Source organism: Heterorhizobium halophytocola (assembly GCF_017873095.1).
GTDB classification, from domain to species: Bacteria; Pseudomonadota; Alphaproteobacteria; order Rhizobiales; family Rhizobiaceae; genus Allorhizobium; species Allorhizobium halophytocola.
The window spans coordinates 157,654-176,902 of record NZ_JAGGJU010000007.1 but is presented as its reverse complement, the minus strand read 5'-3'; the positions used below and the strand labels follow the sequence as shown (position 1 = coordinate 176,902).

The window sequence follows — 19,249 nt, the reverse complement described above, 5'->3', positions numbered from 1 at the left end:
ATCAGAACAAAGTCTAGCCGCTTCTTAGCCCAAACCGACACGCAGGTGAAGCCAAAAGCACGGCCGTCGCGGGCGCCTTCAGACGCCGTCGATGACGATCATTTCCGCGTCCGCGACTTCCTGGCGGATCTTCGCGGCGATCTGGTATTCGGGCGAATTGTAGCAGTCGATGGCTGCCTGCATCGAGGGGAATTCGATGATCACGTTGCGGGCGCGCGGCGTGCCTTCCAGCGGATGGATTTCCCCGCCGCGGGCCAGGAAATTGGCGCCGTATTTCTCGAAGGCCGGCTTGGCCGCCGCCACGTAATCCTTGTAGCGCTCCGGGTCCCGGACATCGACGCGTGCAACCCAATAGCCCTTGGCCATGACTTCTCTCCCTTTGCGAACTAGATTTCTGTGATCCGACAATTCGCGAATCGGGTCAAGGCAACGCTTGGAGAATGCATGTCTATGATCGCAACGACCTGGACCAACCGAATGGCGATGCTGGCGGGCATGGCAGTTTGCATCGGTGCGGCCCTGACGCTCGCGCCTTCGCCCGCCCAGGCTGCCGCCTGCAGCGCCTCGACACTGACCGCCTTGCGCAGCGCGCCCAGCGCCGGCAGCGACAGCGTGCGCATCGACTGCGACCTGACGCTCTCGGCCTCCGACGTGATCGTCCGCCGGCTTATCTTTGCCGGTGCGCAGGCCTCTGGCGTGACGCTCGACTGCAAGGGTGCGACCATCGGCACGCGCCAGACCAAGACATCCTATTCGGATCCGACCATCGCCATCCGCTCGCTGCGCGACGACAAGACCGGTGCCTGGAGCGTTCCGCGCGACATCACCATCCGCAACTGCAATATCCGCGGCAATATCCGCCTGATCGGCCTTGGCCCGAACGGCCAGGCGAAATATGTGCGGCTCTCCTCGTTCAACCGCGACCACACGCAAAACGCCCAGGCCAACGCCCCATCCGGCATCACGCTTCGAAACCTGACGATCACCGGCACCGGCGGCATTCCGCTCTATTTCGCCCCGGGGGTGACGAAGTCGAGCATCACCGGCTCCCGCTTTGTCGGCAAGTCGAACCAGACCGCGATCTATCTGGATGCGGAATCGGCCGGCAACACGATCAGCAACAATCGGTTCTCGTTGAAGGCCGGCCGCGAGATGATCGCCGTCGACGGATCGGCGGACAACCAGATTGTCGCCAACACCTTCGACGACCCGGTCGATGGCGGCGTCTATGTCTATCGCAATTGCGGCGAAGGCGGCACGATCCGCCATCAGCCACCGCAGTACAATGTCATTTCCGACAACCGGTTCGACTACAAGAAGGGCCTTGCCCGTCCGGCGATCTGGCTCAACATGCGGGATGCCGCCGGCAAACTGCTCTGCACCCGGGATGAACAGCATCCCTTCGGCAGCAGCCTCGATCCGTCCGACCAGGCGAAATACAATGTCGTGCAAGGGAACCGCTTCAAGGGTCTCTGGACCCCGGCGATCATTAATTTCGACGGCACCAACGACGTGCGCGGCAACAACTGATCAGAGTGCGGTCTGCATCTCCTGGAGAATGGCGATCGCCGCGGCCTTCGGATCGGCCGCCTTGACCACCGGACGAGCGACCACCAGATGGCTCGAGCCCGCCTTCAGCGCGTCGGCCGGCGTCATCACCCGCTTCTGGTCGCCCCTGTCGCCGCCGGCCGGCCGGATGCCGGGGGTCACGATCGCCATCTTGGGCCCGACGATCTGGCGCACCGCGCCCGCCTCCTCGGCCGAGCAGACGATGCCGCCCATGCCGGCGGCACGGCCCTGTTCGGCCCGTTTCAACACCAGCGTATGCGGATCGTATTCATAGCCGGCATCGATCATGTCCTGCTCGTCCATCGAGGTCAGCACCGTGACGCCGAGCAGGCAGAGGTCGGATCCCCTGGCCGCCTCGACGGCTGCGCGCATGGCCTTGGGATAGGCATGGATGGTCAGCATAGACATGCCCATCCGGGCAATGTTCTCGACGGCGGAGGCCACCGTGTTGTCGATGTCGAGAAGCTTCATGTCGAGAAAGACCTTCTTGCCCTCCTGCGCCAGCTCCCTGGCGAAATCCAGCCCGCCGGCAAAGGTCAGTTGATAGCCGATCTTGTAGAAAGAAACGGTATCGCCAAGCGTCTCGACCATGGCCTGTGCCTCGGCAAGGCTCGGTACATCCAGTCCAACAATCAGTCGGTCACGGGCTTCCATGTCGCATTCTCCTGCCAGGATTCCATCGCGGTCCAGTCGCATGAGAGCGACAGATCTGCAAGAAAAAAGGCAAACAGATTGCCGCCGCCGGGTGGCTGATCCTGGCTTCGTGCAATCGGCCGTCCGGCCATGTGGCATCTCAGCAGCGTGCCGACCCCGCCATGGCCGACAAAGGCGATCGGCGCCTGCGGATCGTGGTCGGCAAGCACGCGTGTCACCTGCGCCACGATCCGGGCCTGCGCATCCACCGCGCGCTCCCAGCCGCGGGAGCTTTGATCCGGCGCGGCAAAGAAGCGATCGGCCGCGGCCTCGAATTCGGGCGGCGGCATGAAGCCGGTGGTGCTGCGGTCGTTTTCGTACAGGCCCTCGATGATCTCGACCGCGACCCCGGCGGCGCGTGCAAGGATCCCGGCTGTCTCGACCGCCTTCACCTCGTCGCTCGACACGATCCGGCGCAGCCTGCGCACCCAGGGCGCTTGCGCCGTCGTGCGCGTGCGCGCGGCTCCGAGATCCGAAAGCCCCCATTGCGGCACGGGGACGTCCGGATCGATCCGCACCTGCGGATGGGTGATGTAGAGGCCGAACATCCGGATAGGACCGGATCAGGGCTTGCGGTAGACCCACAGCTGCGCCGGCGGGATATTGCGCATGACGAAATCGAGATGCTCGATCACATAGCTTTCCGGCTTGGCGATCACCGGCGACACGGGCGAATAGGTGATCTGCACGAAGGGACGGCCGGGCGGCACGCGCGACAGCGCATCCTCGATCAGCCCGATGCGCTGTTCCATCGGAAGACGCAGCAGCGGCACCGCCGAGATCACGCAGTCGAAGGTGAGACCCGCATGTTCACCGAGCGAGCCGTCGAGGTCGAAGGCATCCCCATGGATGAAGTTCACGTCGGGAATGGTCGCAGCCAGATGATCGTAGAAATCGCTGGAATATTCGATCGAGAAGACCTTTTCGGCCGGGACGCCGCGCGCCAGGATCGCCTTGGTAATCACGCCCGTACCCGGACCGAGTTCCAGGACCGGCAGGCCGGAGCCGACGCAGATCGGCGCTGCCATACGTTTGGCCGTGACCATCGAGGTCGGCACGATCGCGCCCACACTCTTCGGTCCCTGCATCACACCCTTGAAGAAACGGATTTCCTCGTCGAACTTCTTTTCGAAGCGATCCTTGAGCTTCAGCGCCATTGCGATCTCCGCGTCACAGACAAAAACGCGGTTTCTCCGCGCTTGTCTGATGATGGCGTCGATTGTCGCAATTGCAAGGCAGAATGGCGCAAATCCATCAATTGATGCGTGTATTTATTACACGCGCATCGGCATCAGCACGTAAAGCGCGTCTTCGCCCGCCGTGTCGCGGATCAGCGTCGGCGATCCGGCATCCGCCAGCAGGAAGATCGCATCGTCGCCGGACAACTGGCTGGTGATGTCGAGCAGGTATTTGGCGTTGAAGCCGATTTCCATCGGTTCGTTGTCGTAGCCGACCGCGACTTCTTCCGTCGCGCTGCCCGAATCCGGGTTGTTGACCGCCAGGATCAGATGTCCCTCGGACAGTGTCAGCTTGACCGCCCGGCCACGCTCCGACGAAATGGTCGAGACACGGTCGACCGCCTTGGCAAACGAGCCGCAGTCGACGCGCATTTCCTTGTCATTGCCGGTCGGGATCACGCGCTGGTAATCCGGGAAGGTGCCGTCGATCAGTTTCGTGGTGATCACCACCGAGCCGATGGTGAAGCGCATCTTGGCGTCCGACAGCTCGATCGTGATGATCAACTCCGGATTTTCGATCAGCTTCTGCAGTTCGCCGACCGCCTTGCGCGGGATGATGATCCCCGGCATGCCTTCCGACCCGGAGGGGGCGTCGACATCGGCACGGGCCAGCCGGTGGCCGTCGGTCGCGACCGCGCGCAGCTTCAGGTCGCCGCCGGCCTCGATCGTCTGGAAGAAAATGCCGTTCAGATAATAGCGGGTCTCTTCCGTCGAGATCGCGAACTGGGTGCGCTCGATCAGCATCTTCAGTTCCGACGCCTTCAGTTTGAAGGAATGGCTGAAGCTGCCGGCCGTCAAATCCGGGAAGTCGGCTTCCGGCAGGCATTGCAGCGAGAATTTAGACCGGCCGGACTGGACCGTCATCGAGCCGCCGTCGGGATTGGTCGACAGCAGCACTTCCGATCCGTCCGACAGCTTGCGGACGATCTCGTAGAGGAGATGGGCCGGCACCGTCGTCGATCCCGCCTGCTCGACCATGGCCGGCGTCGCCTCGGTGATCTCGAGATCGAGGTCGGTCGCCTTCATGTCGAGATTGGCGCCTTCGGCCCGCAGCAGCACGTTCGACAGGATCGGGATCGTGTTCCGGCGCTCGACCACCCGGTGGACGTGGTTCAGCGACTTCAGAAGATTCGAGCGCTCGAGAGTAATACGCATGGATGCTACCGCTTTTGACCTGGCAGACCCGCGGACACGGGACCGATAAATTGCCCCCGCCCCTTTAGGCGGCGGAGAATGGGACCGGCAAAATGGCAGCAAATGCCCTCCCGATGCAAGAGCCTTGGCCATATGGGGTTGTGAACAGCCGGGAAAACTCCCGGCAGGCGGCGATTATCGCTTGCCTTGCGCTCGAAAGCCCCCTCGCCCATAAAGAGCCGAACCAGTTTCCCAGGGATAGATGCCGCTTGCCCGACGATCGCCAGAACACCGCCCATCCGCCGAAAACCTACCGGCTGAACGATACCGCGGTCACCGCCAGGCCGCTGCAGCCGGCGCTCTATCTGGTGGCGACACCGATCGGCAATCTCGGCGACATCACGCTGCGGGCGCTGGAAACCCTGGCAGGCGCCGATGTTCTGGCCTGCGAGGATACCCGCGTCACCCGTGTGCTGCTCGACCGCTACGGCATTGCCACCCGTCCCTATGCCTATCACGAGCACAATGCCGACAAGGTCGGCCCGCGTTTGCTGGACGCGCTGGGCGACGGAAAGTCGGTGGCGCTCGTATCCGATGCGGGCACGCCGCTGGTTTCCGATCCCGGTTACCGGCTCGGCCAGCTGGCGATCGAGGCGGGCTTGCGGGTCGTCCCCATCCCCGGCGCTTCCGCGCCGCTCGCCGCCCTTGTCGGGTCGGGCCTGCCGAGCGACGCCTTTCTCTTTGCCGGCTTCCTGCCGACCAAGGCCAAGGCCAAGCGCGACCGGCTGGAGGCGCTGCGCCAGGCACCGGCAACGCTGATCTTCTTTGAATCGCCTCACCGTATCGGCGACACGCTTGTGGCGGCGGCCGAGATGCTGGGCGGCGAGCGCCCGGCCGCCGTCTGCCGGGAACTCACCAAGACCTTCGAGGAATTTCGCCGCGGCACGCTGGGAGACCTGGCGGCGCACTATGAGGAGGCAGGTCCCGTGAAGGGCGAGATCGTGCTGGTGATCGGTCCGCCCCCGGACGAGGCTCCGCCCTCAGCCGAAGACGTGTCCGGGCTACTGACGAGCCTGTTGAAGGACATGCCGGCCGGCAAGGCCGCCTCCGAGGCGGCACGGATCACCGGCCTGCCCCGCCGGGACATCTACCAGAAGCTGATCGAGATGAAGGGGGAAGACGAGGGTGATGGCGCCTGACGCAGCGCAAAGACGACGCAGGGCGGAGCGCCGCGGCCATCTGGCCGAATGGATCGCCGCCCTCTATCTGCTGCTGCATGGCTACCGAATCCTCGCCATCCGCTATCGCACGAAACTCGGTGAAATCGACCTGATCGTCCGCAAGGGCGATCTCGTCGCCTTTGTCGAGGTCAAGCAACGCGCCGATCCGGCAGCCGCGGTCGATGCCGTCTCGTTTACGGCGCAGAAGCGCATCCGGGCTGCCGGCGATCTCTGGCTGTCCCGTCGCCGCGACGCGGCCTGCCTGTCGCTGCGCTACGACATCGTGACCGTCTCGCGCGCCTTTCGGCCGCGCCACCTGAAGGACGCTTTCTAGCCGGCGCGCTCCCGCATCGTCGTCACCGCTCGCCCTTGAGGTCGGCGATCTCTGCCTGCAGGGCGGCAATGCGGGCATCGCGCTCGGCCAGCAGGGACGCGACGCGGGCGCCGTCGATCCTCTGGGGGATGTGCTGCGGGCAGTTGGCGTCCCAGGCGGCCAGGTCGAACAGGATCGCGCGCTCCGGGCGACCCCTGCCGCCCTCGACCCTGAGGCGGGCGACCAGCCCCGGATCGTTCTCCACCACCCGGGCCGTCCCCCAGAGCTTCACCCGGACACCGCGCTCGTAGTCGATCAGGAACAACGTCGCCTTGGGGTTCTCCGACAGGTTGCCGAGCGTGATATATTGGCGGTTGCCGGCGAAATCGGCAAAGCCGAGCTGCTTTTCACCCAGCACCTGCATGAAGCCCGCGGGGCCGCCGCGATGCTGGATATAGGGCTGCCCGGCGGCGCTCGCCGTGCCGAGAAACAGGCTCGTCTGCATGGCGATGAACTGTGCAAGGTCCGGCGTCAGCCGGTCCGACCACGGCCGGCCGGCTTCCATGTTGGCAAAGAGCTCGCGCGAGCCCTTCTCTTCCTGGACGGCCTTGACCGCGGGTGAGAAGGCGACGTCGCTCGGTGTGGCGGTCAACGATGTCATGGCCGGTGCTCCCAGGTTCGAGAAAGGTGAGGCGGACCGTGCCGATGTCACAGCCCGGATCACCCGTGCGGCCCTCAAGTTAGATATTCCAAAATCTTTGGGCAGAGGCCATTATCGAAAACCATCCTTCCGGAAAGTGGAAACATGACAGACCGCTTCACCTCGATGTCCATCCTGCTCGCGGTCGTCGACGCCGGCAGCCTGTCCGCAGCAGCCCGGCGGCTGGGCATGCCGATTGCCACCGTCAGCCGGCGCGTGTCGGAGCTGGAAAACAGCATCGGCACCCAGATCCTGCATCGCTCGGCGCGCAGCCTGAGGGTCACCGACCAGGGCATGGCCTATATCGCCGCCTGCCGGCGGATCCTCGAGGACCTGGCCGAGGCGGAAAGGGAGGCGGCGGGCGAGTTCAGCGCGCCCAAGGGCCTGCTGGTGCTGACCGCACCGGTCGTCTTCGGCCGGCTGCACGTGCTGCCGGCCCTGACCGATTTCCTGGCCGCAACACCCCAGGTCACCGCCCGGCTCGACCTGACCGACAGGCCGATCAGCCTGCAGGAGGAGCATGTCGACGCGGCGATCCGCATCGGCGAATTGCCCGACAGCAGCCTGAGGTCGCGTCGGCTGGGTGAGGTAAGGCGCGTGGTCTGCGCCAGTCCCGGCTATCTCGCATCCCATGGCAGGCCCGACCATCCCGATCAGTTGTCCGACCATGACTGCATTGCCTCCTGGCACCAGATGCCGGCCGACAGTTGGTCCTTCGGCGCTGGGCGCGAGACCCTGTCGGTCACGATCAGGCCGAGGCTGACGGTGAACACGGCGGAGGCTGCCATCGACGCCGCCGCGGCCGGTCTCGGCATCACCCGGGTGCTGTCCTATCAGGTGGCCGCGGCGCTGCGTGCGCGCCGGCTGGAAATCCTGCTCGGGGAGCACGAGCCGGCGCCCTGGCCCGTCCACATCGTCTACCGCGGCCGAGCGATACCGCAGAAGCTGCGCAGCTTCATCGATTTCGCCGCCCCGCGCATCCAGGCGGCGCTTGCCTGAACCGGCCAAGCCACCAGACCGGACCCGAAAGATCGCAGAACCACACGGGTTTTTCGGATCGACACCCCTAGCATTGGGGAGTGTTATGTTCCTGTCATGAAAATGTAATCAGAGCGTCACCGCACATCGATATTGCCCTCGTGTTCTTACTTTCACCGGAGAGGCATTCCGATGTTCAAAACGTTTTCCACGACCGCCGTCGCGCTGGCGATGACGGCCACCAGCTCCTTTGCCGCAACCAACATCACCTTCTGGCACGGCATGGGTGGCCGCAACAACGAGGTCATCAACGAGATCTCGAAGAAGTTCAACGACTCGCAGAGCGAATGCGCCCTGACGCCGGTCTCCAAGGGCTCGTATGAAGAAGCGCTCGCCTCCGGCATCGCCGCCTTCCGTTCGGGCGAGCAGCCCAACATCCTGCAGGTGTTCGATGCCGGCGCCGCCACCATCATCAACGCCAAGGGCGCGACCATCCCGGCCGAAGACCTGATCAAGAAGGCCGGCTACGACTTCAATCGCGACGACTTCATCGAGGGCGTGCGTTATTTCTATGCCGATTCCGACGGCAAGTTCATCGGCATGCCGTTCAACTCCTCGGCGCCGATCATGTACATCAACGACGAGGCCCTGAAGAAGGCCGGTGTCGACGCGCCGAAGACCTGGGAAGAGTTCGAGCAGATCGCGCCGAAGCTGAAGGAAGCCGGCTATATCCCGCTCGTCCAGTCGCAGCTGACCTGGGAATTCACCGAGAACTTCTTCTCGCGCCATAACCTGCAGTTCGCCTCGAACAACAACGGTTATGACAGCATCCAGGACACGACGATCAACGTCACCGACCCGAACCATGTGATGATGTTCGACAAGCTGAAGGCCTGGCACGACGAAGGCTATTTCGGCTACTACGGCGCTGCATGGAACGACAACCAGAAGCCCTTCGAAGAGGGCAAGGTCGCGCTCTGGATCGGTTCGTCCGGCTCCTTCGGCGGCCTGCAGAAGACCGCCACCATGCCCTTCTCCGCGACCTTCCTGCCGCATTGGGATTCGGTGACGAAGGAAAACTTCCACACCTTCATCGGCGGTGCCTCGCTGTTTGCCATGGCCGGAAAATCGGATGCCGAGAACACGTGCACGGCTTCGTTCTTCCACTTCCTGACCTCGGCCGAGATCCAGTACTACTGGCACAAGAACACCGGCTATGTTCCGATCACCACGGCCGCCTACGAGCTGGCCAAGAAGGACGGCTACTATGAGAAGCAGCCGGCCGCCGAGATCGGCATCGAACAGCTGCAGCTGAAAGGCGGCGAGTGGGACAAGGGCTACCGCCTCGGCTTCTACCCGCAGATCCGCGAAGTGATGGAACGCGAATACAACCGCATCTTTTCCGGCGAGACCACGCCGAAAGACGCGATGGAAACCATCAAGAAGGAAGGCGACGCCCTGCTCGCCCGCTTCGCCAAGACTGCCGGCTGATCCTCCCGGACAGACAACATTCTGCAAAATTCCGGGGGCCTGCATAAGGCTCCCGGGATTTGTCGATCAGAGGTTCTCCCATGAAGCGCGTGCAGTTCACCTCCCCCCTGCTGCCCTATCTCTTTCTGCTGCCGCAGATGGCGGTGGTCTTCGTCTTTTTCTACTGGCCCTCGGTCCAGGCGATCTATTCGTCCTTTTATATCGAGGACCCCTTTGGTTTCGGCGCGACCTTTGTCGGCCTGGCCAACTACACCGATGCGCTTGCCTCGGTCGAATACCGGCGCATCGCGCTTTTCACCGTCTTCTTCACCCTGATCGTCACCTTCTTCTCGCTGGCGCTCGGCCTGCTGCTCGCCGTCAAGGCCGATGCGGTGATCCGCGGCAATGCCGCCTACAAGACGCTGCTGATCTCGGTCTATGCGATCGCCCCGCCGGTGGCCGGCCTGATCGGCATGATGTTCTTCGACCAGCATATCGGCCCCTTCGTCAAAATGGCGGCCATGTTCGGCTGGGACATGAAGGTCGGGCTCGACTATTACGACACCGCCTTTGCGATGATCGTCGTCGCTGTGTGGAAGCAGATCCCCTACAATTTCATCTTCTTCCTCTCCGGCCTGCAGGGGATCTCGGTCGCCGTGCGCGAGGCCGCCGCCATCGACTGCCGCTCGGGCAACCGCCGCTTCTGGACGATCGTGCTGCCTTTGCTGGCGCCGACCGCCTTCTTCCTGCTGATCATCAACATCACCTATTCGCTGTTCGACACCTTCGGCATCATCGACGTCATGGTGAAGGACAAGGCCGCCGACAACCCGGTTACCCTTGTCTACAAGGTCTACCAGGACGGCTTCCGCGGCAACGACGTCGGCAGTTCATCCGCCCAGTCGGTGATCCTGATGGTCGTCGTCGTCGTGCTCACCCTCTTGCAGTTCCGCTTCATCGAGCGGCGCGTCCACTATGGCTGAAGGAGGATTACCGATGTACAGAACCAAATTCTTCGACCACGTGATCCTGCTTTTCGGCGTAGTCTTCATGCTGGCACCGGTCGTCGTCGCGCTGACAACCTCGTCGCATGCGGCCGCCGAGATCCACATGCAGGGCCTGATGCTCGGCTGGGGCGACGATTTCACCGATACCTACGCCACCGTGCTGACCCACAAGGGCGGCTTCACCGGACAGGTCACCGGCGCGCGCATGCTGCTGAACTCGATCATCCTCGGTCTCGGCTTTGCCATCGGCAAGATCGTGCTGTCGATGCTGGCCGCCTATGCGATCGTCTATTTCCGCTTCCGCTTCGCCACGCTCGCCTTCTGGATGATCTTCGTCACCCTGCTTTTGCCGCTCGAGGTCCGCATCGTGCCGACCTATGAAGTCGCCAGCCAACTCGGCCTGCTGAATTCCTATACCGGGCTGATCCTGCCGCTGCTGGCGTCGGCGACCGGCACCTTCTTCTTCCGCCAGTTCTTCAAGTCGATCCCCGAGGAACTGCTGGAAGCCGCCCGCATCGACGGCGCGGGGCCGTTCAAGTTCTTCATCGACGTGCTGGTGCCGCTGTCACGCACGATGATCGCCGCCGTCTTCATCATCATGTTCGTCTACGGCTGGAACCAGTATCTCTGGCCGGTGCTGACCACCAGCGACGAGAGCTATTTCACCCTGATGCGCGGCATCAAGCAGATCCTGCAGGTCTGGGTCGGTTCGCAGATCCCCGACTACAACCAGGCCTTTGCGCTCGCCGTGCTGGCCATGCTGCCGCCGGTCATCATCGTCGTCGTGTTCCAGCGCTGGTTCATCAAGGGCCTGACCGAGAGCGACAAGTAAGAAAGGCAATCCGCCATGGCGTCCATCGACATCTCCGAAGTCTCGAAAATCTATGACGGCGGCGTGCATGCCGTCAAAGGCGTCGACATCGACATTGCCGACGGCGAATTCATCGTGCTTGTCGGACCGTCCGGCTGCGGCAAGTCCACCCTGCTGCGCATGGTCGCGGGCCTCGAACCGATCAGCCAGGGCACGGTCCGCATCGGTGACCGGGTGGTGAACACGGTCGAGCCGGCCGACCGCGACATCGCCATGGTGTTCCAGAATTATGCGCTCTACCCGCATATGAGCGTCTATGACAATCTGGCCTATGGCCTGAAGAATCGGAAGACGCCGAAGGTGGAAATCGACGCCCAGGTACGGGAAGCGGCCAGGATGCTGGAGATCGAGCCCTATCTCGACCGCAAGCCGCGCGCGCTTTCCGGCGGCCAGCGCCAGCGTGTCGCCATGGGCCGCGCCATCGTGCGAAAGCCGGCCGTCTTCCTGTTCGACGAGCCGCTGTCCAACCTCGACGCCAAGCTGCGCGTCACCATGCGCGGCGAGATCCGCAAGCTGCAGCGCCGGCTCGGCACCACCGCGATCTACGTCACCCACGACCAGTTGGAGGCGATGACGCTGGCCGACCGTCTCGTAGTGCTGAACGGCGGCCGCATCGAGCAGATCGGCACGCCGCTCGAGGTCTATAACCGTCCCGCGTCGACCTTCGTCGCCAGCTTCATCGGCTCGCCGGCGATGAACCTCGTACGGGCCGGCTGCGACGGCGAAGCCGTGATGCTGGGTGACGCGCGCCTGCCGGTGCCGGCCGGCATGATTCCCGCCGGCGAGGTCGTGGTCGGCATCCGCGCCGAAGACCTGCACGGGCCGACGGCTGGCGACCACGATCTGTGTTTCACGCTCAAGGTCGACTATGTCGAGGAACTCGGCGCCCAGCGGCTGATCCACGGGCTGGTCGACGGTCAGCCGGTTTCGGCTGCCCTTTCGTCCGTCGCACCGCTGTCGGGCGAAATGCGTTTCGCCGTTGCGCCGGAGAAGCTGCATTTCTTCGACGCTGCCGACGGCCGGCGGATCGACACGCGCCAGCCGGACGCGGCCAGCGCGACCGCGACGCCGCTGGCAACGCTGTCACCGGCCGTGTGAGGCGATCGATAAAATTTGAGTGGCGGGCTGGAGGCTTCCTTCAGCCCTGCCTGCTATCCTGCCCTTGTCGAATGGGGATTTGACGAGGGACCCACAAACATGCCGATGAGAATGCTATCCGCCGGGCTTGCCCACACCGCAACCCAGATCAAGCCCGAGACGCCTGCCGCCCTTCCGGCGCTGGTCGTCGCGGCCAGCGACCACATGCATCTGGAGCCTGCCCCGATCGACCCGTCATGGGTGATCTCCGGCACACCGCAGGCCCGCATCTCCAGACATTCGCGCAGCGCGGACAGTACCGCGCTGACCGCCCTTTGGGATTGCACGGCCGGCGAATTCCGCTGGTTCTTTCCCCTGGACGAGACGGTGGTAATCCAGCAGGGCGAGGTGTTCGTGCGGGCCGAAGACGGCTTCGAGACCACGCTTCGCGCCGGCGACATCGCCTTCTTCCGCGCCAATACCTGGGCCACCTGGCATGTCGAGACCTATGTTCGAAAGGTCGCCTTCCTGCGCCGCCCGCTGCCCGACAGCATCGCCAGCCTGTTGAGGATCCGCGACCGGCTGCGCACTGCCATGGCACGCGGCTGAGGTTTGCTTCGCGGTCCGTCGAAAGCGGGCCGCGTCCTGATCAAACCGGCATCTGCGCCGTTGCCAACCGCGGCGCGGCGTCCTACATCAGGGACGCTTTTTCCAACGAGGGCGGCAAATGTCGAAGATCACCAGAGTCGCGGTCCAGATGGATCATGTGTCCACCATCAACATCGCCGGCGACTCGACCTTCGCCATGAGCCTGGAAGCCCAGGACCGCGGCTACGAGCTCTATCACTACACGCCCGACCGGCTGTCGATGCGCGACGGCAAGATCTTCGCGACCGTCGAGAAGATGACGCTGCGCGACGAGAAGGGTAGCCATTTCACCCTCGGCCAAGCCGAGCGCGTGGACCTGTCCAGCATGGACGTCATCCTGCTGCGCCAGGATCCGCCTTTCGACATGGCCTACATCACCGCCACCCACCTGCTGGAGCGCCTGCATCCGAAGACGCTGGTGGTCAACGACCCGGCCTGGGTGCGCAACTCGCCGGAAAAGATCTTCGTCACCGAATTCGCCGACCTGATGCCGCCGACGCTGATCACCCGCGACCGCGCCGAGATCGCCCGTTTCCGCGAGGAACAGGGCGACATCATCCTGAAGCCGCTTTACGGCAATGGCGGCGCCGGCGTCTTCCACTCCACCCGCGACGATCGCAACTTCACCTCGCTGATGGAAATGTTCGAACAGCTGTTCCGCGAACCCTTTATCGCGCAAGGCTATCTTCCGGCCGTGCGCAAGGGCGACAAGCGAATCATCCTGGTCGACGGCGAGCCTGTCGGCGCCATCAACCGCGTGCCCGCCGAGACCGACAGCCGTTCCAACATGCATGTCGGCGGCCGTGCCGAAGCGACCGAGCTGACGGCGCGCGAGCGCGAGATCTGCGCCCGCATCGGCCCTTCCCTGAAGGAGCGCGGCTTTCTGCTGGTCGGGATCGACGTCATCGGCGACTACATGACCGAGATCAACGTGACCTCTCCGACGGGTATCCGCGAGGTGAAGAAATTCGGCGGTGCCGACATCGCCGCCCTGTTGTGGGACGCGATCGAGCGCAAGCGTGCGTCCGCCTGACGATCGCTGGTCACTTTTCGTTCCGGCAATACAACCACTTGCAACCAGTTGGTGCATTTTCAACGCGTCTGTTCGGCATATGTTCTTGCCAAATGCACCCATTGTCGTAATCTACCCCGGATGGCGCGTCTGACATCCACTGGCGCGCTCCAACCTGTGGGGACGGGCAATGGTGGCGCGTGTCAGTACGGTGGCATTCCAGGGCATCGAAGGCGTACCGGTCGAGGTGCAGGTCATGGTGGCGCCCGGCAAGGTCGGCATGCACATTGTCGGCCTGCCCGACAAGGCCGTGGCCGAAAGCCGCGAACGGGTGCAGGCGGCACTACATGCCTCCGGGCTTGCGGCACCGGCCCGCAAGGTGACGGTCAACCTCGCACCGGCCGACCTTCCGAAGGAAGGTTCGCATTTCGACCTTCCGATCGCGCTCGGACTGATGGCAGCGCTAGGCGCGATTCCGAGCGACGCACTATCCGGCTATAGCGTCATCGGAGAACTCAATCTGGACGGCACGATCGCCCCGGTCGCGGGCGCTCTGCCCGCGGCGATCGCGGCCTATGCGCTCGGCAAAGGCATCATCTGCCCGGCCGATAGCGGCCCGGAGGCCGCCTGGGCCGGGCCGGATATCGACATTCTGGCGCCGGTCAGCCTGATTGCGCTCGCCAACCATTTCCGCGGAACCCAGGTTCTGTCGCGGCCGGAACCCGCCGCCCGGGCGCCGGCCGCCGACCTGCCGGATCTCGCCGACATCAAGGGACAGGAAAGCGCGAAGCGGGCGCTGGAGGTCGCGGCCGCCGGTGGCCACAATCTGCTGATGGCCGGGCCGCCCGGATCGGGCAAGTCGATGCTGGCCGCTAGGCTGCCCTCGATCCTGCCGCTCCTATCGCCGCAGGAACTGCTCGAGGTGTCGATGATCCATTCGATCGCCGGCCAGCTCTCCGGCGGCAAGCTCTCCGACCGACGGCCGTTCCGCGCGCCGCACCATTCCGCGACCATGGCCGCCCTCATCGGCGGAGGGCTGCGCGCCCGTCCCGGCGAGGCCTCGCTTGCCCATAACGGCATCCTGTTTCTCGACGAATTCCCGGAATTCTATCCACCCGTGCTCGATGCGCTGCGCCAGCCGCTGGAGACCGCGGAATGCGTGATCGCCAGAGCCAATCACCGGGTCTCCTATCCCGCCCGCTTCCAGCTGGTGGCGGCGATGAACCCGTGCCGCTGCGGCATGGCGGGCACGCCCGGCCACAGTTGCGCCCGGGGTCCGCGCTGCCAGTCGGATTACCAGGCCCGCCTGTCCGGCCCGCTGCTCGACCGCATCGATATCCGCATCGACGTGCCGGCAGTCTCGGCCATCGACCTGATCCGCCCCCGCCCCTCGGAGCCAAGCGCCGTGGTAGCCAAGCGTGTGGCGGCCGCCCGCCTGCGCCAGATGCAGCGCTATGCCGATGCCGGCGCGCCGCATATCCTCGTCAACGCGCATGCCTCGACCGGCCTGATCGAGCAGCTGGCCGATATCGACGACGGTGGCCGGCAATTGCTGCACGACGCGGCCGAGCGGTTCCGCTTTTCCGCTCGCGGCTATCACCGGGTGCTGAAGGTCGCGCGCACGCTGGCCGACCTCGACGGATCGGACAGGCTGGGCCGCATCCATCTCGCCGAGGCCATCTCCTACCGCATCCCCTCCGAGCAGCTGACCGCTGCGGCATGACATCTTCCGGCGGCTGGGAGACGCGTTTTGGGCAGGAAGCGAAGAGCGCAGCGCAGCGGATCGCGGCAAGAGACAGGCCGCACGATTGACAGACCTGGCGGTGACGGGAAGGGGGTGCCATCGTTGCAGGGGAAGGCCGGCTGCAGTGTCCGGCAGAGGTTGCAGTCGGTGCCGCATTTGTGGCGGGAAATCGGTGCCCGGTCCCGTGTCAGGCAGCCGCGGCCTGCGGCTTGGGATTCAGTGCGTCGAGCGGCAGCGTCAGTGAGACGTGGGCGCCGCTCGCCGGGAACGACATGTGCGCCCGGCCCCGGATGGTGGCGATCACCTTTGTCAGCAGCGTCGAACCGAAGCCGCTAACGATCGCCTCCGCAGCGGCCGGCGGCGGACCGCCCTGCTCGCGCCATTCGATTTTGAGCATGGCTTCTTCGGTCCCGTCGGCGTCACAGACAGACCAGGCAAGAAGGACTGCGCCATCGGGCACCGACAGGGCACCGTATTTGGCGGCATTGGTGCCCATCTCGTGCAGCATCAGGCCGAGCACCACAACCGTTTCGCCCCCCACCAGCAGTTTCGGCCCCGACAGCACCAGGCGCGACGTGCCGGCGATGCCGAAGGGTTCCAGTGCCTGGACGATGATGCCCTCCAGCGTCGTTTCCTCGTCCGGCCGCACGCCGCGCAGCAGAAGAGTCGAGCGGCCCATGGCGCTCAGCCGCTCGCGCAGGCCGCGCGCCAGGTCTTCCGGGCTCGTCGCATGCCTGAGCGACATGCCGATGATCGCGTTGACGGTAGCGAAGACGTTTTTCAGCCGGTGATCCAGTTCGCGCGCCATCACCTCACGGTGTTCGGCCATGCGCTGGTTTTCCTCGCGCGACAGATATTCCGCCCGGTAGGCACGCATCACCAGATAGATCAGCAGCAGATCGGTGACGACGACGAAGACATAGAGCGCCATGGCCGCCATCGAGGCGACGGTTACATCCAGCGTGTAATAGGGAGGGATGAAGAAGAACCAGGAGGCGAAGCCCGAGAGCACCGCAACCAGAGTTCCCTGCGGAACGCCGAAGACGAAGCCGCAGATGACAACGGCGGGGAAAAACGAAACGTAAGGGAAGCCCGACAGAAGATAGGGATCGAGCCAGACCCTGAGGCCGAAGGCCGCCGCGAAAATGCAGAGGCTTGCAATATAGGTTGCGGCCACCGCGCTGACAGGCAGCGGCGCTCTAATGGCCCGAAAGGCAGGAAGTCCGTTCAGAAAACCGTGCATGGGCGCTTCGATGTATGTGAAAACTGTTGGTGCGCCGCAAACGTAGCGGAGCTTCACGTGGCGAGCAATGGCTATTGCCTCGCTGGTTCGAGACGGGGTCGCTGCCGACCCCGCCTGTCACCTTTCAGCCACCCGCCTGCTTCAGCCGCCAAGGCCGTCGAACAAAGCGGTCGACAGGTAGCGCTCGGCAAAGGAGGGGATAATGACGACGATTGTCTTGCCCTCGTTTTCCGCCCGGCTGCCGACCTTGACCGCAGCGGTCAGCGCGGCACCGGATGAGATGCCGACCGGCACGCCTTCCAGCCGCGCCACTAGGCGCGCCATCTCCAGGGCTTCGGCACTGCTGACGGTGACCACTTCATCGTAGATCTTGGTGTCGAGAATGGCCGGCGCAAAGCCGGCGCCGATCCCCTGGATCTTATGCGGACCCGGCTCACCGCCCGACAGCACCGGGCTCTCGGCGGGCTCGACGGCAATCACCTTGAGGTCCGGCTTCTTTGCCTTCAGCACCTGGCCGGCGCCGGTGATCGTGCCGCCGGTGCCGATTCCGGCCACCAGCATGTCGACGGCGCCGTCGGTGTCGTTCCAGATTTCCTCGGCCGTGGTCTTGCGGTGGATCTCGGGATTGGCCGGGTTTTCGAACTGCTGGGGAATGACGGCGTCAGGCAGGCTGGCGGCCAGTTCCTCGGCCTTGGCAATCGCGCCCTTCATACCCTTCGGACCTTCGGTCAGCACCAGTTCTGCACCGAGCAGCGCCAGCATCTTGCGACGCTCGACCGACATGGTTTCCGGCATGGTCAGGATCAGCTTGTAGCCCTTGGCGGCTGCGGCAAAGGCGAGCGCGATGCCGGTATTGCCCGAGGTCGGTTCGACCAGCGTGGTCTTGCCGGCCACGATCTTGCCCTGGGCTTCCAGGCTCTCGATCATGGCAACCCCGATACGATCCTTGACCGAAGCGATCGGATTGAAGAATTCGAGTTTTGCCAGAAGGTTGGCCTTGACGCCCTTTTCCCTGGCGAGCTTGTCGAGGCGCACGATCGGCGTGTCGCCGATGGTCTCGGTAATCGAATTGTAGACGCGGCCACGACCGGGCTTCTTGAGATCCGACATGGTTTCACTCCCTTTGTTACATTCGAGTTGGCGCCATCATATGGAGGAATGCCCGGGGCGACCAGAACCGTTTGTCCACGGGATGCCGGAGAAACGCAAAAAACATGTTGTCCGGAGGCAGGTGCCGGATCTTTGTTTCAGGGGCGCGCGGGGCTTTTCGACCTGCGCGCCGCCGGGGCACCGGCGACCGTCCTGCCTTTCGATCGGAGCGCCCCCAGGCGCCAGGTGGCGGATAGAACCCGACACCGGATGGCGACATCCACCCGGCACGGCCTGGACGGGCGGAAGCGCCGGCGAAGTTGCGCGTCTCAGTCGGGGTTCATCGCGGCGAACAGGCTGTCATAGGTGCCATCGCGCTCGGCAAAGCGGCGGGGATGGTCCCGTTCGAGCAGCAGTTCGCCGCGCGGATGGTTCCGGGTTTCGAGCATGGCCATCACCTCGCCCACATAATCCGCAAGCGGCATGGCCCGCGGATCGGTCGCCTGCGCCACGCCGGTCAGTTCCGTCCGCACATAGGGCGGCGACAATTCCAGCACCTCGACCGGGGTCTCGCGCAACTGGTGGCGCAGCGAGACCAGCCAGCTATGCAGGAAGGCCTTGGCGGCGCAGTAGCTCGGGAAATCGGCGCGCGGCAGGAAGGCGAGTGCCGATCCGGTGGCCATGAAGGTCGACCGGGGCTGGGCTTTGAGGATCGGCAGGAAGGCCGCTGCGGTGCGCAGCACGCCCAGGACATTCGTCTGCAGGATCGCCTCGGCATCCGCCGCGCTCCAGCCGTCCACGGCCATGTCCTCGGCGCGGGAGATCCCCGCATTGGCAATCACCACGTTGAGTTCCGGGAAGGCGATGCGGATATCGCAGGCCAGACGCGCCGGGCCCCGGGAGTCGTCGAGATCGAGCGGCAGGGCAACGATGTCAGGGCGATCGGCCGCGATGGCATCGAGCAATGCATGCCGCCGGCCGGTGACGATCACCCGGTTGCCGCGATCATGCAGCGCCTCGGCGAGCGCCCTGCCGATGCCGCTCGTGCCGCCGGTGACAAGGATGGTGTTGTCGGTCATTTCCATGGATGGACCTTTCCAGATAGCGTTTCGGAAAAGGCCGCGGTGCCGTCGCCGGACCCGATGCGCCGCACGGTCGAATACCGGAGGCTTCGACGGAAAGCGGGACATGGGGGACGAGGTATTGCATACCGCGCGCCTTCGATCTCGAGATCTCCCAGCTG

The 19,249-nt window shown here is 64.4% G+C and carries 20 protein-coding genes; 11 read left to right on the top strand and 9 right to left on the bottom strand.

All coding sequences use genetic code 11. The annotated features are described in order from the left end of the window. Positions 1-78: 78 nt before the first annotated feature. Positions 79-366 (bottom strand): DUF1330 domain-containing protein, encoded by a 288-nt coding sequence (locus tag J2Z17_RS14110; RefSeq protein WP_209946079.1) that lies wholly within the window; start codon positions 364-366, stop codon positions 79-81. 78 nt (positions 367-444) lie between these two features. Here J2Z17_RS14110 and J2Z17_RS14105 point away from each other — a divergent pair, with 78 nt between their 5' ends. Next, positions 445-1,530, top strand: coding sequence for a right-handed parallel beta-helix repeat-containing protein (locus J2Z17_RS14105; RefSeq protein ID WP_209946077.1), 1,086 nt, complete (start codon positions 445-447; stop codon positions 1,528-1,530). On the opposite strand, the gene pyrF is transcribed toward J2Z17_RS14105, so the two are convergent. The 4 genes from pyrF to dnaN form a co-directional block, all read right to left on the bottom strand. Next, positions 1,531-2,223 carry an orotidine-5'-phosphate decarboxylase gene (pyrF, locus tag J2Z17_RS14100; RefSeq protein ID WP_209946075.1) on the bottom strand — a complete coding sequence of 231 codons (693 nt, stop codon included), beginning with the start codon at positions 2,221-2,223 and terminating at the stop codon, positions 1,531-1,533. Continuing rightward, positions 2,202-2,810, bottom strand: coding sequence for a histidine phosphatase family protein (locus tag J2Z17_RS14095; RefSeq protein ID WP_209946073.1), 609 nt, complete (start codon positions 2,808-2,810; stop codon positions 2,202-2,204). The genes pyrF and J2Z17_RS14095 overlap by 22 nt, the downstream gene beginning before the upstream one ends. 15 nt (positions 2,811-2,825) lie before the next feature. Then, positions 2,826-3,419: a phospholipid N-methyltransferase PmtA gene (pmtA, locus tag J2Z17_RS14090; protein WP_209946071.1), complete on the bottom strand. Its 594-nt coding sequence runs from the start codon at positions 3,417-3,419 to the stop codon at positions 2,826-2,828. 117 nt (positions 3,420-3,536) lie between these two features. After that, positions 3,537-4,655, bottom strand: a complete 1,119-nt coding sequence (dnaN, locus tag J2Z17_RS14085) for a DNA polymerase III subunit beta (RefSeq protein WP_209946069.1) — start codon at positions 4,653-4,655, stop codon at positions 3,537-3,539. A gap of 248 nt (positions 4,656-4,903) precedes the next feature. Between dnaN and rsmI the strand changes: the two genes are divergently transcribed. Together rsmI and J2Z17_RS14075 are read left to right on the top strand one after the other, a co-directional pair. Continuing rightward, positions 4,904-5,833 carry a 16S rRNA (cytidine(1402)-2'-O)-methyltransferase gene (rsmI, locus tag J2Z17_RS14080; protein WP_245224105.1) on the top strand — a complete coding sequence of 310 codons (930 nt, stop codon included), beginning with the start codon at positions 4,904-4,906 and terminating at the stop codon, positions 5,831-5,833. Then, complete coding sequence (locus tag J2Z17_RS14075; RefSeq protein WP_209946065.1) at positions 5,823-6,188, top strand: YraN family protein; 366 nt, start codon at positions 5,823-5,825, stop codon at positions 6,186-6,188. The genes rsmI and J2Z17_RS14075 overlap by 11 nt, the downstream gene beginning before the upstream one ends. A 22-nt stretch (positions 6,189-6,210) precedes the next feature. On the opposite strand, the gene J2Z17_RS14070 is transcribed toward J2Z17_RS14075, so the two are convergent. Further along, positions 6,211-6,828 carry a pyridoxamine 5'-phosphate oxidase family protein gene (locus J2Z17_RS14070; protein ID WP_209946063.1) on the bottom strand — a complete coding sequence of 206 codons (618 nt, stop codon included), beginning with the start codon at positions 6,826-6,828 and terminating at the stop codon, positions 6,211-6,213. A 144-nt stretch (positions 6,829-6,972) separates the two neighbouring features. On the opposite strand from J2Z17_RS14070, the gene J2Z17_RS14065 reads away from it, so the two are divergent. The 8 genes from J2Z17_RS14065 to J2Z17_RS14030 all read left to right on the top strand — a co-directional run bounded on the left by J2Z17_RS14065 (position 6,973) and on the right by J2Z17_RS14030 (position 15,653). Beyond that, a complete protein-coding gene (locus J2Z17_RS14065) occupies positions 6,973-7,866 on the top strand; it encodes a LysR family transcriptional regulator (RefSeq protein WP_209946061.1) in 894 nt (297 codons plus the stop codon). 171 nt (positions 7,867-8,037) lie between these two features. Then, positions 8,038-9,336: an extracellular solute-binding protein gene (locus J2Z17_RS14060; protein ID WP_209946059.1), complete on the top strand. Its 1,299-nt coding sequence runs from the start codon at positions 8,038-8,040 to the stop codon at positions 9,334-9,336. A gap of 80 nt (positions 9,337-9,416) precedes the next feature. After that, positions 9,417-10,298 (top strand): ABC transporter permease subunit, encoded by an 882-nt coding sequence (locus tag J2Z17_RS14055; protein WP_209946057.1) that lies wholly within the window; start codon positions 9,417-9,419, stop codon positions 10,296-10,298. A gap of 13 nt (positions 10,299-10,311) precedes the next feature. Continuing rightward, positions 10,312-11,154, top strand: a complete 843-nt coding sequence (ugpE, locus tag J2Z17_RS14050) for a sn-glycerol-3-phosphate ABC transporter permease UgpE (RefSeq protein WP_209946055.1) — start codon at positions 10,312-10,314, stop codon at positions 11,152-11,154. 15 nt (positions 11,155-11,169) lie between these two features. Continuing rightward, on the top strand, positions 11,170-12,291 hold the full coding sequence (locus tag J2Z17_RS14045) for a sn-glycerol-3-phosphate import ATP-binding protein UgpC (RefSeq protein ID WP_209946053.1): 1,122 nt from the start codon (positions 11,170-11,172) through the stop codon (positions 12,289-12,291). A 99-nt stretch (positions 12,292-12,390) separates the two neighbouring features. Beyond that, positions 12,391-12,879, top strand: coding sequence for a cupin domain-containing protein (locus tag J2Z17_RS14040; protein ID WP_209946052.1), 489 nt, complete (start codon positions 12,391-12,393; stop codon positions 12,877-12,879). A 118-nt stretch (positions 12,880-12,997) separates the two neighbouring features. Further along, positions 12,998-13,951 (top strand): glutathione synthase, encoded by a 954-nt coding sequence (gshB, locus tag J2Z17_RS14035; RefSeq protein WP_209946050.1) that lies wholly within the window; start codon positions 12,998-13,000, stop codon positions 13,949-13,951. A 169-nt stretch (positions 13,952-14,120) separates the two neighbouring features. Next, positions 14,121-15,653, top strand: coding sequence for a YifB family Mg chelatase-like AAA ATPase (locus J2Z17_RS14030; protein WP_209946048.1), 1,533 nt, complete (start codon positions 14,121-14,123; stop codon positions 15,651-15,653). Positions 15,654-15,861: 208 nt separating this feature from the next. Here the strand turns inward: J2Z17_RS14030 and J2Z17_RS14025 are convergent, their stop codons facing one another. The 3 genes from J2Z17_RS14025 to J2Z17_RS14015 all read right to left on the bottom strand — a co-directional run bounded on the left by J2Z17_RS14025 (position 15,862) and on the right by J2Z17_RS14015 (position 19,091). Next, positions 15,862-16,917 carry an HWE histidine kinase domain-containing protein gene (locus J2Z17_RS14025; protein WP_209946045.1) on the bottom strand — a complete coding sequence of 352 codons (1,056 nt, stop codon included), beginning with the start codon at positions 16,915-16,917 and terminating at the stop codon, positions 15,862-15,864. Between the two features lie 141 nt (positions 16,918-17,058). After that, positions 17,059-18,027, bottom strand: a complete 969-nt coding sequence (gene cysK, locus J2Z17_RS14020) for a cysteine synthase A (RefSeq protein WP_209946043.1) — start codon at positions 18,025-18,027, stop codon at positions 17,059-17,061. Positions 18,028-18,335: 308 nt separating this feature from the next. After that, entirely contained in the window at positions 18,336-19,091 is a 756-nt protein-coding gene (locus J2Z17_RS14015) for an SDR family oxidoreductase (RefSeq protein WP_209946042.1), read from the bottom strand. Positions 19,092-19,249 lie beyond the last annotated feature (158 nt).

Coding starts and splice junctions, on each gene's coding strand:
- J2Z17_RS14110 (WP_209946079.1), bottom strand. CDS start 366: ATGGCCAAGGGCTATTGGGTTGCACGCGTCGATGTCCGGGACCCGGAG.
- J2Z17_RS14105 (WP_209946077.1), top strand. CDS start 445: ATGTCTATGATCGCAACGACCTGGACCAACCGAATGGCGATGCTGGCG.
- pyrF (WP_209946075.1), bottom strand. CDS start 2,223: ATGGAAGCCCGTGACCGACTGATTGTTGGACTGGATGTACCGAGCCTT.
- J2Z17_RS14095 (WP_209946073.1), bottom strand. CDS start 2,810: ATGTTCGGCCTCTACATCACCCATCCGCAGGTGCGGATCGATCCGGAC.
- pmtA (WP_209946071.1), bottom strand. CDS start 3,419: ATGGCGCTGAAGCTCAAGGATCGCTTCGAAAAGAAGTTCGACGAGGAA.
- dnaN (WP_209946069.1), bottom strand. CDS start 4,655: ATGCGTATTACTCTCGAGCGCTCGAATCTTCTGAAGTCGCTGAACCAC.
- J2Z17_RS14075 (WP_209946065.1), top strand. CDS start 5,823: ATGGCGCCTGACGCAGCGCAAAGACGACGCAGGGCGGAGCGCCGCGGC.
- J2Z17_RS14070 (WP_209946063.1), bottom strand. CDS start 6,828: ATGACATCGTTGACCGCCACACCGAGCGACGTCGCCTTCTCACCCGCG.
- J2Z17_RS14065 (WP_209946061.1), top strand. CDS start 6,973: ATGACAGACCGCTTCACCTCGATGTCCATCCTGCTCGCGGTCGTCGAC.
- J2Z17_RS14060 (WP_209946059.1), top strand. CDS start 8,038: ATGTTCAAAACGTTTTCCACGACCGCCGTCGCGCTGGCGATGACGGCC.
- J2Z17_RS14055 (WP_209946057.1), top strand. CDS start 9,417: ATGAAGCGCGTGCAGTTCACCTCCCCCCTGCTGCCCTATCTCTTTCTG.
- ugpE (WP_209946055.1), top strand. CDS start 10,312: ATGTACAGAACCAAATTCTTCGACCACGTGATCCTGCTTTTCGGCGTA.
- J2Z17_RS14045 (WP_209946053.1), top strand. CDS start 11,170: ATGGCGTCCATCGACATCTCCGAAGTCTCGAAAATCTATGACGGCGGC.
- J2Z17_RS14040 (WP_209946052.1), top strand. CDS start 12,391: ATGCCGATGAGAATGCTATCCGCCGGGCTTGCCCACACCGCAACCCAG.
- gshB (WP_209946050.1), top strand. CDS start 12,998: ATGTCGAAGATCACCAGAGTCGCGGTCCAGATGGATCATGTGTCCACC.
- J2Z17_RS14030 (WP_209946048.1), top strand. CDS start 14,121: ATGGTGGCGCGTGTCAGTACGGTGGCATTCCAGGGCATCGAAGGCGTA.
- J2Z17_RS14025 (WP_209946045.1), bottom strand. CDS start 16,917: ATGCACGGTTTTCTGAACGGACTTCCTGCCTTTCGGGCCATTAGAGCG.
- cysK (WP_209946043.1), bottom strand. CDS start 18,027: ATGTCGGATCTCAAGAAGCCCGGTCGTGGCCGCGTCTACAATTCGATT.
- J2Z17_RS14015 (WP_209946042.1), bottom strand. CDS start 19,091: ATGGAAATGACCGACAACACCATCCTTGTCACCGGCGGCACGAGCGGC.